At 28.7% G+C, this 13,986-nt stretch carries 11 protein-coding genes; 8 read left to right on the forward strand and 3 right to left on the reverse strand.

What is annotated here, in order from left to right; translation table 4 throughout:
- Positions 1 to 4: 4 nt before the first annotated feature.
- The 3 genes from plsX (at position 5) to AB5V95_RS02685 (ending at position 3,265) form a co-directional block, all read left to right on the forward strand.
- Positions 5 to 1,015, forward strand: a complete 1,011-nt coding sequence (gene plsX / locus AB5V95_RS02675) for a phosphate acyltransferase PlsX (protein WP_369085819.1) — start codon at positions 5 to 7, stop codon at positions 1,013 to 1,015.
- On the forward strand, positions 1,008 to 1,700 hold the full coding sequence (rnc, locus tag AB5V95_RS02680; protein ID WP_027122439.1) for a ribonuclease III: 693 nt from the start codon (positions 1,008 to 1,010) through the stop codon (positions 1,698 to 1,700). Before plsX ends, rnc begins: the two co-directional genes overlap by 8 nt.
- 161 nt (positions 1,701 to 1,861) lie before the next feature.
- Entirely contained in the window at positions 1,862 to 3,265 is a 1,404-nt protein-coding gene (locus AB5V95_RS02685) for an AEC family transporter (protein WP_369085820.1), read from the forward strand.
- A 14-nt stretch (positions 3,266 to 3,279) separates the two neighbouring features.
- Here the strand turns inward: AB5V95_RS02685 and AB5V95_RS02690 are convergent, their stop codons facing one another.
- Positions 3,280 to 3,675 (reverse strand): hypothetical protein, encoded by a 396-nt coding sequence (locus AB5V95_RS02690; protein WP_369085821.1) that lies wholly within the window; start codon positions 3,673 to 3,675, stop codon positions 3,280 to 3,282.
- A 119-nt stretch (positions 3,676 to 3,794) separates the two neighbouring features.
- On the opposite strand from AB5V95_RS02690, the gene AB5V95_RS02695 reads away from it, so the two are divergent.
- Both AB5V95_RS02695 and AB5V95_RS02700 read left to right on the forward strand, forming a co-directional pair.
- A complete protein-coding gene (locus AB5V95_RS02695; RefSeq protein ID WP_369085822.1) occupies positions 3,795 to 6,743 on the forward strand; it encodes an AAA family ATPase in 2,949 nt (982 codons plus the stop codon).
- Positions 6,744 to 7,065: 322 nt separating this feature from the next.
- Entirely contained in the window at positions 7,066 to 7,383 is a 318-nt protein-coding gene (locus tag AB5V95_RS02700; protein ID WP_027122432.1) for a Virulence-associated protein D, read from the forward strand.
- A gap of 45 nt (positions 7,384 to 7,428) precedes the next feature.
- Here the strand turns inward: AB5V95_RS02700 and AB5V95_RS02705 are convergent, their stop codons facing one another.
- Complete coding sequence (locus tag AB5V95_RS02705) at positions 7,429 to 8,295, reverse strand: leucine-rich repeat protein (RefSeq protein ID WP_369085823.1); 867 nt, start codon at positions 8,293 to 8,295, stop codon at positions 7,429 to 7,431.
- Positions 8,296 to 8,391: 96 nt separating this feature from the next.
- Between AB5V95_RS02705 and uvrB the strand changes: the two genes are divergently transcribed.
- The 3 genes from uvrB to AB5V95_RS02720 are packed head-to-tail and all read left to right on the forward strand — an operon-like array spanning position 8,392 to position 11,834.
- The gene (gene uvrB / locus AB5V95_RS02710; RefSeq protein ID WP_369085824.1) at positions 8,392 to 10,359 is read left to right on the forward strand and encodes an excinuclease ABC subunit UvrB; all 1,968 of its coding nucleotides are present in this window, start codon (positions 8,392 to 8,394) and stop codon (positions 10,357 to 10,359) included.
- A complete protein-coding gene (locus tag AB5V95_RS02715) occupies positions 10,352 to 10,909 on the forward strand; it encodes a Bsp6I family restriction endonuclease (RefSeq protein ID WP_369085825.1) in 558 nt (185 codons plus the stop codon). The genes uvrB and AB5V95_RS02715 overlap by 8 nt, the downstream gene beginning before the upstream one ends.
- Positions 10,884 to 11,834 (forward strand): DNA cytosine methyltransferase, encoded by a 951-nt coding sequence (locus AB5V95_RS02720; protein WP_369085826.1) that lies wholly within the window; start codon positions 10,884 to 10,886, stop codon positions 11,832 to 11,834. The genes AB5V95_RS02715 and AB5V95_RS02720 overlap by 26 nt, the downstream gene beginning before the upstream one ends.
- A gap of 85 nt (positions 11,835 to 11,919) precedes the next feature.
- Here the strand turns inward: AB5V95_RS02720 and AB5V95_RS02725 are convergent, their stop codons facing one another.
- Positions 11,920 to 13,962, reverse strand: coding sequence for an MYPU_1760 family metalloprotease (locus tag AB5V95_RS02725; RefSeq protein ID WP_369085827.1), 2,043 nt, complete (start codon positions 13,960 to 13,962; stop codon positions 11,920 to 11,922).
- Between the last annotated feature and the right edge of the window lie 24 nt (positions 13,963 to 13,986).

The raw sequence follows: 13,986 nt of genomic DNA on the forward strand, positions 1-13,986 counted from the left end.
TTTTATGAAAAAAAGAATAGTATTTGATCTTTTAAATAACGACGGCGGTCAATTAAAAGCTATTGATGGAGCAAAAAGATTTATTCAAGAAAACCCTGATTATAAACTTATTTTAGTGGGCCAAGAATCAATAATTAAACAAAGATTAGGAAATCTAAGCGAGCAGGTCGAAATTATCGATTCAAACAATGTTGCTCATAAAGTAATTAGTCCGAGAGATGTATTAAGAAATAAAAGTTCGATGTTACTTGCTTTTGATTGTTTAAAAGAAGGTAATGCTGATGCTATTCTAAGTAGTGGTGATAGCGGTTCATATATCACTTTAGCTTCATTAAAAGTAAAAAGGTTGAATGGTGTTGCCAGACCAGCATTTATGCCTGTTGTTCCAACGGCGGAAAAAAATAAGAGTATTTTGCTTTTAGATGCTGGAGCGAATATTGAAATTAAACCGGAATATTTAGTTAGTTGAGCTAAGATAGCTTCACAATATTATTGAATAATTTTCGGTAAAAAAAGACCAACTATCGGTCAACTAAATATTGGCACCGAAGATTATAAAGGTACTGAGATTGCAAGAGAAGCATTTACATTACTAAAAAATGAAGAAAATGCTAATTATGAATTTAGCGGCTTTGTTGAACCAAACACCGCCATTAAGGGTGATATTGATATTTTATTAGCAGACGGATATGCTGGTAACATATTCTTAAAAACACTTGAAAGTTCATTTTTAAACTTCGCTAAGTTATTAAAAGGTATATATACTAAAAATCTTAAAAATAAAATTTCGGCATTATTAGTCAAAAAAGATTTAAAATCCTTTAAAAATAGATTTGATTATAGAAATGTTGGCGGAGCGTATATTGTGGGCCTTGATAAAGTTGTTGTTAAAGCACACGGTGGCTCTGACGAACTTGCATTTTATAACGCTTTAAATCAAATAAAAATAGCCTTAGAAAATAACGTTGTTGAAAAACTACAAACTATTTTTAACAAAGGAGAAGGCGATGAATAACGAATTTAGAAAATTAATTGCGGATAAATTAGAAAAAACAGGATTCGATCCTTCTGAGCTTGATAGTAATTCTTGAGAATATTTTGAACAAGCCTTTACTCATAAATCTTATTCTAACGAACATAAAAACGCCAAGAATTATCAATATTTAGAATTTTTAGGTGACTCAATACTTCAATTTTTGGTAACTAACGCAATTTATTGAACTTATCCAGAACAAAATGAAGGTGTTGCAACAGCATTAAGATCAGCAATCGTTGATCGTGAAAATTTAGGAAGATTAGCTAATGAAATTGGTTTGGTAGAGTGTTTAAGAGCTTCAAAAGGAACTTTTAATAATGGTAAAAATATGAAAGCTGATTCAGATATATTTGAATCATTCGTTGGCGCATTATATTGCGTTTATGGACTTGGAGCCGCAGAAGCATTTATTGAAGAATTTTTATTAGTAGATTTAGAAAAATTTTCTCATCAAAGTTTGAAAGACCCTAAATCAAGATTTCAAGAATTAATTCAAACATCTGGTAAAAATGAAATTACTTATGAAAATACGCCATTGGCAAACGGATTATTTGAAAGTAAAGTAATGGTTGATGATTGTATTTATGGTACTGGTGTCGGTAAAACAAAAAAAGATGCTGAAAAAGCAGCAGCTGACGAAGCTTTAAAAAAATTTCAAAAATAAAGACAATAATGTTGTCTTTTTTTATGCTGTTTTTTTGCAAAAATAAATATTATATATTTGCAATGTTAATTAATTTATATAAATTGAATTTATATGAGTTAAAAAGGTTTAAAATTAAATTGATATTTTTGCAAAACAAACTTATTATATAAAGGATTAAAATGACAAACCCAGGAACGTTATTCGTTGGTATTATGAGTAATACCGGTTTGTGAGGGGCCATAATTAGTACTATAGCAATTACTATGCTAGGTTTTGTTTTGTTCCGTACAAAGGTTTTAAACAATGAATCTTCAGGAGCAATACAAAAAGTTATTATTAATGTTATCATTCCGTTTTTATCTTTTTATTCATTTTTGAAAAACGCAGATAAGACAGATTTAAAAACATTTGGTATAGTCTTTGGTTTGAGTGTGGTATATTATGTGCTACTTACATCAATGGCGATTATCTGAGTAAAATATTTGCCAAAAGCAATACCAAAAAGTGTTATTGCTAGAGCTCAAAGAGATTTTGATGAATGACAAAGCAAAATCGAAATGGGTCAAAGACAAATATTTAATAGAGAATCGTATTTTGAAAGTCTTCAAAAGAAACATTTAGTAACTTGACTAATGTGTATCTATGGTTCAAATATTTTGTTTGCTACTCCAATAGTTTTAGGGGTATATCCTGGCGGAATTGAACTGGGAGCATTAAGTATTTGAAACGTTTTATACTACATTGGTGGATTCGGACTTTCATTCTCATTATTATCAGGAGTAAAATTTACAAAACAAGAATTCAAATTCACAATGAAAAAAGCTGTTTTAAATCCAGCATTTATCACAGTTATTGTGGCTATCATGCTTTGAGCAACTCAATTTATACCAGGCGCTGGTGAAAGAGTTACAAAATTAAACAAAGATGAAATTATTCCAGTTAAGTACGGTTTAGATTTAAAAACTGGTGAACCATTAATTCAAAATGTTTCAGTAAATCTAAAAGGTACATTTGGACCTAATTTCTCATCATTGTATGGAAGAGAAATTAAAAGAATATTAACTACAATCGATGGCAAACCAGTTGCAAAAACAATTGTTGAATGATTTACATACGACAAATTAACAAGCACTTGACAAGTGTATGGCGGTAAACCAACTGGTTGATTTGATTGAGGTGTAACAATGCCTTACTTCGCTAAACCAATTTCTATTTTAGCAGGATTGATATCACCATTAATCTGAATAGTAATTGGAACAAGTTTAGCTAAAACAAATATTAAACAAATGTTTGTAAGAGGCAGAAACTGATTATTCTTAGTTTACAAAGTGATTTTAATGCCATTATTAATATTATTAATGGTTTTACCACTCGTAAAAACAAAATTATTATCAGCACAAGTTGGAGCTATTTTAGTAATGACTGGTTCAGTTCCTCCAGGAACAACAGTTGTTATTTACTCACAACACTTTAAAGTGCACGATGATTACACATCGCAAGTAAGCTCTTTAGCTACTATGTTGAGTTTTATATTTATTCCATTGTGATTAGTAATAGGAACAGTCGTATTGAATTTAATTTAATAAAAAAATGCAAGTTACAAGCTTGCATTTTTTAGTTCTTTTTCTGCGATATTTTTCTTAGAAAAATAATGTTTGACAAGTTTTCCCGAACCAATCAATCCTAATAGACAGCCCAAAATGAAAAGTGAAATTAATAAAATTACTGCAGGTTTTCTATTTTTTTCTCATTCAAGACAAATAATAACGATTGTTATTATGTCTTTTACGAATGATATGGTAAATAATACTACTCCAGTAATACTGGTTAAAATAATTAATACTAGAGAAGATATTCATAAATTTTGAGGATTTATTGAGTCGAAATTATTACTTACAACTATACCCATTGCAATCAATAAACCTAAAAAAACGGGGAATATAAATAACGACAATGCGCTAAGTATTAGATTTGATAAGGATAATGCTTTCATGTGTGTCCTTTGTGTATTTGAAGTATTTGTTAATTATTATATCTAATATAACAAAAAATAATTTGCTAAAAGCCTGCAAATATATTTATAATTATTAAAGATTTTATGAAAGGATAAAGATGAAATTAATTCAAGTAGAAGCTCACGGATTTAAATCTTTTGCTGATAAAGTTACACTTAAATTTGATGGTGGCGTTGTTGCCATTATCGGACCTAACGGTTCTGGTAAGTCAAACATCAACGATGCAATTAGATGAGTTTTGGGTGAAACCAGTTCAAAGATGTTGCGTGGAGATAATATGGAGGATGTTATTTTCGCAGGTTCTAAAACTGAAAAAGAAATGAACCGTGCGGAAGTTATTTTAACATTCGATAACAGAGATAGAACATGTGATATTCCTCATGATATTTTTACTATTTCTCGTGTATTACACAGAGGAAAAGGAAGTAATGAATATTACATAAACGGCGAAGTGGCAAGACAAAAAGATATTAAAGAAATAGCAATGCAAAGTGGTATTTCTAAATCTAGTTTAGCTATTATTGCTCAAGGTACAATTTCTGATATTGCCGAAGCAACCCCGGAAAGACGTCGTGAAATTTTTGAAGAAGCCAGTGGTACTTCAATGTATCGTAGCAGAAAAAATGAGACTCAAAGAAAACTAGAAAGAACACAAGAAGCTTTAGAACAAATTAAAATTTTGGTTGACGAATTAGAAAGACAACTAAAACCATTACAAAGACAAGCTGAAAAAGCTAAAGTTTATAACCAAAAAGCTGCTCAACTTAAAGAAGTTGAAGTTAGCTTATTAGTTCATGACTTTCTTGCATATTCAGATCGTTTGGAAGAACTTCAAAAAGAAGCTAGAAATTACGACTTTTTAAAAGACGAATTAGAAACAAAATTGCGTTCATATAACGAAATAATTAAAAGAAAGAATGAAATTATTTCTGAATTAGACAATAATATTTCTAATTTAAATAAAGAATTGGATGACGTTAATAACGAAATTCATAATTTAGAAATAAGAAATGCTAGAGAAGAAAAACATCGTGAAATGTTAATAAAAGGAGAACTAATTGCAACTCCTAAAGAACAAGCTCAAGCAATAAAAGAAGAATTGAATAACTTAAGTACTAAAATATTAGGATTCAAAGAGTTTATCACTAACAAAGATAAAGAAATCACAAAGTTACAAGCTAGTGTAACTGATAAATCAACAAAACTAACTTCTCTAAGAAGAGAGTTGAGTGCAGAAGAAAACAAGATTAACAAGATTAAAAATAAACTTGACTATATCGAAGAAATGAGAACTAATAAAACAACCTTAGCAAAAGGGGTTAAAAATATTAGTGAAAATGCTCATTTATTCAGAGGATATAAAGGACTAATTAGCGAATTAATCAGTGTCGAAGCTAAATATGCTGTCGCTATTGAAACAGTTTTAGTTGGTGCATTGCAACACATTGTTGTTGATAATTCTGATACTGCAGTTAAGGCAATTAATTTTCTAAAAGAAAACCGCGGAGGAAAAGCGACATTTATTCCGTTAGGTTCAATAAAGCCAAAATTTGTGCATGAACAACATATTGTTGTAGCTCAAACACAAAAAGGATTTTTAGGCATCGCATCAGAGTTGGTTTCTGCAGATAGAGATCTTGATATTCTTAAAAAATTTTTATTGGGAAACATATTAGTTTCTGAAAATATTGAATCTGCAAATAAATTAGCTAATCTTTTAGAAAGAAGATACACAGTTGTTACACTTGAAGGTGATATCATTCGTGCTGGTGGAGTTATGTCGGGTGGTGAAAGCTCACAAAATGTCTCAACATTTGCAGCTTCTGAACAAGTTAAAGAATTGCAAGCTTTATTACCTACTTTAGAAAATAACGTAAGTAAAATAAATCAAGTTATTGCAAAAATGCAACACGAACAAGATAGTGAATCATCATTATTAACAAACTACATTTTAGAAAAAACCAAGGCTGATAAAGAATTGGAAACTATTCAAAATTCATTTGATGAATTGATGGTTAAGTATTCATCAATTTCAAAAGAAGTTGAATATGAAAGTCAAATTGTTGACATAACAGCAGAGATTCAAAAACTAATATTAAAACGTAGCGATTTAACCGCTTTAAGAATTTCTCAAAATGATTTATTTAGTACCGCTAAAAAAGAAGTTAATAATTTAATTCTTGAAAAATCTGAAATTGACAGTGATTTAAATCAATTACTAAAAGATAACGGACAAAAAATATCTGAAAAGGCAAAGGCTGAAGCGGCTATTCAATATGCTAAAGAAAGATTATCAGTTCAATATGGAATGCTATTTGAAGCGGCCAAAGAATTATATAATCCTGAAATCGATTTTGATGTAGCAAGAAAATTAGTAACAAGTCTAAGACAAGACATCAAAGAACTAGGTCATATTAATCAAGACTCAATTCAACAACTTGAAGAAGTTCAAAACAGATATAACGAAGTAAAAGAACAAGAAGAAGATATTATCAAAACCAAAGCAACAATTGAAGAGGCTATTGATGAAATGGATAAAATCATTGTTGAAAGAATTACTCAAACTGTATCACTTGTAAATGACGAATTTAAACATGTATTTGCAAAAATGTTTGGTGGTGGTATGGCCGAAATTAGATATACAGATCCAGATAATATTCTTGAATCGGGTATTGATGTTATTGCTCAGCCTCCTGGAAAATCTGTTAAGAATTTAAAACTATTTTCAGGTGGAGAAAAAGCTCTTATTGCTATTTCATTACTTTTCTCAATTTTAAAAGCAAAACCATTACCATTGTGTATTGTTGACGAAGTTGAGGCGGCATTAGATGAAGCTAATGTTATTAGATTTGCCGAATTCTTGCAAAGTCTTAAAAAAGATACTCAATTTATTGTTATTACTCACCGTCAAGGTACAATGGAAAGAGTTGATAAACTATACGGTGCCACAATGCAAAAACGTGGTGTTACAACCTTCTTTAGCGTTAATTTAGCAGAAGCTAAAAAAATGGTAGATGAAGAAGGCAACGCTAAAGTTTCTGATTAATTTGTAATTGGATTTAATAAAAACAGTAGATTATTCCTTATCACGGAATATATCTACTGTTTTTATTATAAGAAAAAGAAAAATTTAGTAAAGTTAACCTTTGTAATTTCTTAAAGTGCTTTAACAAAGGAAAATAACTATTTTTAATCAATTAAGGGTAAAAATTATAGTTTTATTATATGTTCAATATTTAAAAAATTATGACCTAATTTATATCTATGTTAAGGATTGCTGTATTTCAATATATAATTGTTGTGATATAATAATTAAGAATAAATCTAATGTTACAATAATATAATGAAATTAAGGAGGACTGTAAATTATGTACGGCTTAGTTTTTTATTTGAATAAAGAAGTTTTAAAACAAGCTTATGGCTCTGATAATAACCATAAACAAGCTTATGAAGATGTTAGAGATATTTTAAGACACTATGGTTTTCATTGACTATCTAATAGTTTTTATTTTTCAAGATCTATTAATAATTTATTACAGATTTTTAAAGCAATTGAACATTTGAAAAAAATGGATTGATTTGTTAAATCATTAGTTAGTTTACATGTTTTTAAAATGGAAGATTTATCAAACTTTACTGAATATATGACGATGAGTGAAAATTCATTGTCAGATGACGAAGAATAAAAGTATATGAAAACGCGGGACACCCGCGTTTTAATTTATATATTATTAAGAATTTGTTAAAGTGTAAAGAAGTTTAGGGTTTGATTCTTTTGCAGATTTTAATGCGTTTAAAATTCCTTCGTTATTTTGAACTGTGATTGCAACTTTTGTTGAGTTGTCGTTTGCGCCAATATAGTCGAATGTTTGAGGTGAGAAGAAAATTGTTGCTTGTGAAATTGTAACATCAGTTAAACTGTTTTGGGCTAAAGCACCACTCTCAACTCTAATAATATTGCTTAAATCAATTTCTGTTAGCTTGTTTTGTGAGAATACACCTTCGTTTAATATTGTAACTTTTGTTGCGGCGTTTAAATTTAATGATGCAATAGCATTTTGTGAAAATGCTCTTTTTCCAATGTAACTAACTGAGGCTGGCAATTCTAATTTTTCAATAGCGTTTTGGCTAAATGCTTCATCGCCAATAGTTGTTAATTTATCTCCAAATACAACAGTTTTTATTTTGCCTAACCCACTAAATGCGCCAGCTCCGATCTTTTCTAGACTTGCTGGTAAAATAAGGTTTTCAATGTTAAATCCGTTAACGCCAATTTTTGTGTTTGACTTGCTTAATTCTCAATCAACCAAACCGCTTGCAATATTTCCTATTGTAACATTACTTCCTGAACGAATTATTGCAAAATTCGATAATGCTTTAAAAGAAAATGCGCCATCTGGAATTTCTTTTATATCAGCTTTTGACAAGTCAAGTGTTTTAGTTTGTTCTGATCAATATTTTGTTGCATTTGAACCGTTTACAAATTGGTCTGCGAATTGGTTAGCTTTTTCTCCACCACAAGAGATGGCAACAATACCGGTAATTGAAGGTGTTAAAATTGCTAAACTACTTAAAAATAATACTTTGCTTTTTTTCATGTTTATTATTTTATCATAATATTACTAAAGTTAAAATAAAGGACAGCTTTTAAGTCATAAGATATTTAAAAATGTAAAATATTGTAAAATTTCAATATGGAAAAATTTGAATTAATATCTAAATATAAACCTTCTGGAGATCAACCTAAGGCAATTAAAGAACTGGTTGAAGGAATAAATAGTAATAAGCCACATCAAGTTTTATTAGGTGTTACTGGGTCTGGTAAAACATTTACAATTGCAAATGTAATTAACGAGGTTAACAGACCCGCATTAGTTATATGTCACAATAAAACACTTGCGAGCCAACTTTATAGCGAATTAAAAGAACTGTTCCCAAACAACAGAGTTGAATATTTTGTGTCTTATTTTGATTATTATAAACCTGAGGCTTACATACCTAAATCTGATTTATATATTGAAAAAACAAGTAAAAATAATAAAGAATTACAAGCAATGAGAATGTCGGCAATTAATGCATTGTCAATAAGACATGACACAATTGTTGTTGCATCAGTTGCTTCAATATATGGTGAATTTAATCCAGAGGAATATCGCAAGAATTTTTTTCCAATTGAGACAGGGTTAAAAATTAGTTTAAGAGATATAAAAATAAAATTAATTAAAATGGGTTATGAAAATGTTAAAACTGATTTATCAAGAGGACAGTTTTATAATAAAGGCGATATTATTGAAGTTTGTCCTGGTTATAATTTAGAGTACAACATAAGAATTGAGTTATTCGGTGATGAAATTGAAAGAATAACTTATATTGATCCATTAACAAAAGATTTAGTTGAAGTTAAAAAATCACTAACAATATTTCCAGCGACAACATATACAGTTAATTCTAATAATGTTGAGAAAATGTGTGAGGCAATTAAAGTTGAATTAGACGATCGTATAGAATTTTTTAAAAATAAAGAAAAATATTTAGAAGCGCAAAGAATTAAGGATAGAACTTTAAATGATATTGATTCAATTTTGGAATTTGGTTATGTCAATGGAATGGAAAATTATGCTAGATATGTAGATGGTCGCGATGAAGGAGACCGTCCATATACATTGTTTGATTATTTACCAGAAGATGCGGTTATTTATGTAGATGAAAGTCATTTAATGATTCCACAACTTAACGGTATGTATAACGGAGACCGTTCCAGAAAAGTAACTTTAGTCGATTTTGGGTTTAGATTGCCATCAGCCTTAGATAATCGCCCCTTAATGTTTGATGAATATGAATCATTTAAGTTTCCTAGAATTTATATGTCTGCAACTCCTGGCGATTATGAGCTTGAAAAAACTGAAGGCGAAGTGACAACTCAATATATTAGACCAACAGGCTTATTAGATCCTATAATTGAAATAAGACCTAAAGAGGGTCAAATCCAAGATATTTATGATAATCTTAAAGAACAAATTAAGAAAAATGAGCGTACTTTAATATTAACAACAACTAAAAAAAATGCAGAAGAACTTTCGTTATATTTACAAGAACATAAAATTAAATCTGCCTATATTCATGACCGTTTTAAAATATTTGAACGAAACGAGATTTTAAAAGGCCTTAGAATGGGCAAATTTGACGTCGTTATTGGTATTAATCTACTGCGTGAAGGGATTGACTTACCTGAAGTTAGTTTAATTTGTGTTTTAAATGCTGATAGCGCTGGCTTGATGCGTGATGAACGTAGTCTTATTCAGATAGTTGGTAGAGCCGCCAGAAATGACCATGGAAAAGTAATTTTTTATGCTGACGAAATTTCATCGAGCATGCAAAATACCATTGATGATAATAAAAAGAAACGTGAAATTCAACAGGCTTATAATTTAGCAAATAATATTATTCCCAAAACAATTATTAAGCCAATAGCCCCACCTATTCAGGGTAGTCTGTTATATGATGAATTGACAATTGAAAAAGAACGTTCAAGAATGATTCATAATAAGAAATTTATTGAAAACATGGTTAGAAAAATGAAAGAACTGGCTAAAAACAAAAAGTTTGAAGAAGCTATTGAAATTAGGGATTATTTAATAGAATTAGGAGTTGAACTTGATTAAAGAATTTATTAAAAAGATAAATATCAAAAATAATGAAAATATTCAAATTTTTGACATTTATTTTAGATGAAAAGAATTAAACTTAATGATAAAATCTTATTACACTAGAGGTTTAAATTTGCATGAAATTATAACCGAGACTTTATGTTGTATTATTAATGATTATAAACTAATGGCATCTAAGGGCGGAAGTGAAGATGCTATATCAAAAGATAATAGAAAAGTTCAAATTAAAGCAACCAGTAATTTCTATGACGATTTGACTTCTTTTGGTCCAAGGTCTGAATTTGATATTCTTGAATTTATGAGATTAGATATTGAAAATGATAGATTTTATTGCTATAGAATAGATATAAATTACTTAAATAATATTTTAGTAAATCACAATTTATCGTTTAATGAACAGAAGAAATTTGGAAAACGGCCAAGATTCTCAATTATAAAATCAATAATTAACAAAAATAATTTAAAAGAGTATGCAATAATTGATATGAATTCAGGTGATGTATATTTTAAAGGAGAGAATGATGAAGAAAATCAGAGCTGCTAGTTTTTTTGCAGGTGTGGGTGGCATTGAACTGGGATTTTCAAAATTAATTGATGTTGTTTACTCTAATGAATTTAATAAAAATTCGATTAAAACATATGAACAAAATTTTGATATAAAAGTAGATGATAGAGATATTCGTCAGGTCAATGAAAACGATATTCCAAATTTTGATATGTTATTAGCAGGTTTCCCTTGTCAAGCTTTTTCGATTGCAGGTTACCGTCAAGGATTTGATGACGAAAAGGGTAGGGGTAATTTATTTTTTGAACTTGAACGAATCTTTAAATATAGGAAACCTGAAATTATTTTCTTAGAGAATGTTAAGAATTTAGTTACACATGATAAAAACAGAACTTTCAAGGTTATTTTGAATTCTTTGGAAAACGCTGGTTATTATGTTAAACACAAAGTACTTAATACTATGAAATACGGAAATACTCCTCAAAATAGAGAAAGAATATACATATTGGCTTTTAAAAATAAGAAAGTTTACGAAAATTTTGATTTTCCAGACGAGATTGAGTTATCAAAATCAATATCTGATATGCTATTGCAAGATGTTGATCGAAAATATTATTACGATGAAAGATTTAAACATTTTGATTTAATTAAAGAAGAAATAACAAAAGAAAACACAATTTATCAATGAAGAAGAAAATATGTTAGAGAAAACAAATCGAATGTTTCTCCAACATTAACAGCTAATATGGGAACAGGCGGACATAATGTCCCCTTAATAAAAGTTAATGATAATATAAGAAAATTAACACCGAGAGAGTGTTTTAATTTTCAGGGCTTTCCAGAAGATTTTAAATTAGGCGACATTAGCGATTCACATTTATATCAACAGGCAGGAAACTCAGTTTCCGTTAAAGTTATTGAACGTATATCTGAAAAATTAAAAGAAGCTATTGAAAAATCTTAATGATGTTTTATAAAAAATATTGAACACACTTATTAAAAAGAGTGTGTTTTTAATTTATAAAAAACCAGCCAATTAGCCGGTTTTATTAGTAATATTTGAATTCAAAATATTGATTATTATTCTCATCTTTTTTGATCGAGATAACTCTTTGAGGCATCGTTCATGAAGCATAGTAGAAATAATTTCTGTAATTTGTTATTGTTCTTTTATTATGTTTTTCGACATTATAATAATCGTTTTGCTCAGAAGAGATGATTGAAGAGTTATTTAGTATACTTTCAACTTCATCTGCCTCAATTTCATTATTTTTATTTCTGTCAATTCAAAGATTGATGTTTAATTTTTCATTATGTGTTAGTGAATCAAGTTTTTTAATTGCAACCGAATCAGAGTAGTAAGCAACATATTCATAATTTTCTTCACTATTAAGTGAATATAAATCTTTTTCACTATATGTTCCTCTAACTCCATTTAAATTTACATAAGGTTGGTTTCAAAAACTTTTAGCAATGTAATTGTAACCAGTTTGATTTAACGAAACTTTTGTATTTTTCTTAGGATCATCATTTGTTCCTATTAACATTGATACCTTATATTTTAAAACATTTTTCTCATTAAGATCTTCGCGCTTAAATTTTAAATATCCAGCTAGATTTACATTGTCTTTATCCGGTGAGTATTCAAGATCATCATTTAGATTTCAATTGTTATTTCCAATGTAGCTTATAGCTTGTCTGTATCCCATTAAATCAACATAAGCTGAAAACAATTGTGCAAGAGCTCTATTTCTTTTGATTTTATAAAATGTGTATTTATTATTTTCGCTATAAAAAGATTTTAGTTCAGAATCAAAAACTCAATTAGATGAATAAATTTTAATATTGTTTTTAAAAGCCCTTGGAGCAACCATTTTAATGATATCATCTCCAATAGCAGTTAAATAAGGCTTGCGATTTTCCGGATTAAAGAAGTATAAATAATTATCAAACATATCGGTATTGTAATAATATAAATTTGGATTTGATGTATATGACATTTTTAAAAGTTCTCTAGGGAAAAGTTCTGCAAGTGAATAGCTATATTTAATGTCTTTTAATTTAACAGGATCTGAAAAACGAATAAGGTTATCTGATGAGTTGTTGAAATAGAAATTATTTTTATCAATTAAAGAATATAACTTTTCTTCTTCTTTATTCAGTGGAACATTGGCAATTTTGAATAAGTCATAGTTTGAGAATTTAGAAAATATAGCGTTGGGTTCAGTGAATAATCCTCTATTTAAACGAATATCATTATTATCTCTAACCAAAGGAGTAGATACGGTTTCTAGTTTATTGGTATTCGGAATTCTTTGAGTTGTTTCAATATATTTATTTGGTATTTTATAGTTTAAGGCTTCTATAAAATTATCAGTAAATTTTTTATTAACCGAAATTTGTTCATTATTACGTCTTTTATCAATGTAGTTATTGTTAGCATATGGGTCACTTGGTTTGACTGCTTGGTTATAAACATTATCAATGTGGTGTGAATATTCATGAATTAAAACCGAAAGTATCAGTTCAACTCTTTGTTCTAGGGTTAAATCGTAAACTTTGTATCCATATGTTTTTAAAATGTTTGAAATGTTGATATAAATAACTGAGGAAGTTGGCAGATATAAACCATTTACACCGTCTCAGATAGATTTTTCTGGAAAAGATTTATTAATATAAACTTTTCTTAAAGCGTTTATTTCGGGCCCGAAATTAGCTCTTAGTTTAAACATATTATTCAAAATTTCATGACCATGTTCACCTAAGAAATAATCTTTTTTATTTTTTTCGTCAATATGAAATGGGTATTCAGTAATACTTAAATTTCCATATGCATAATTTGGGTTAATAGTTTCAAATTTATTTTTTTCGTCATATATAACTTTTTCATTAGTTTTTAAAGCGTCTTTATCTAAATTTTTAACAATTGGGAATGGATTTGTTTCATTTATTACTAATGTATTCTTAAGAGCAAAAAAACCGAGAATAAACAAAATTCCAATGAACGTAAAAGAAGTTAAGACAATTAAAATTATTGCCCATACTGGAAAACTTCTTTTAGGTGTTTTGTTATTCTTTGGATATTTATTCATAATTTAACTCCTTTTTAAAGAAAA

The organism is Metamycoplasma spumans (assembly GCF_041026625.1).
In the GTDB taxonomy this organism is placed as follows: domain Bacteria; phylum Bacillota_I; class Bacilli_A; order Mycoplasmatales; family Metamycoplasmataceae; genus Metamycoplasma; species Metamycoplasma spumans.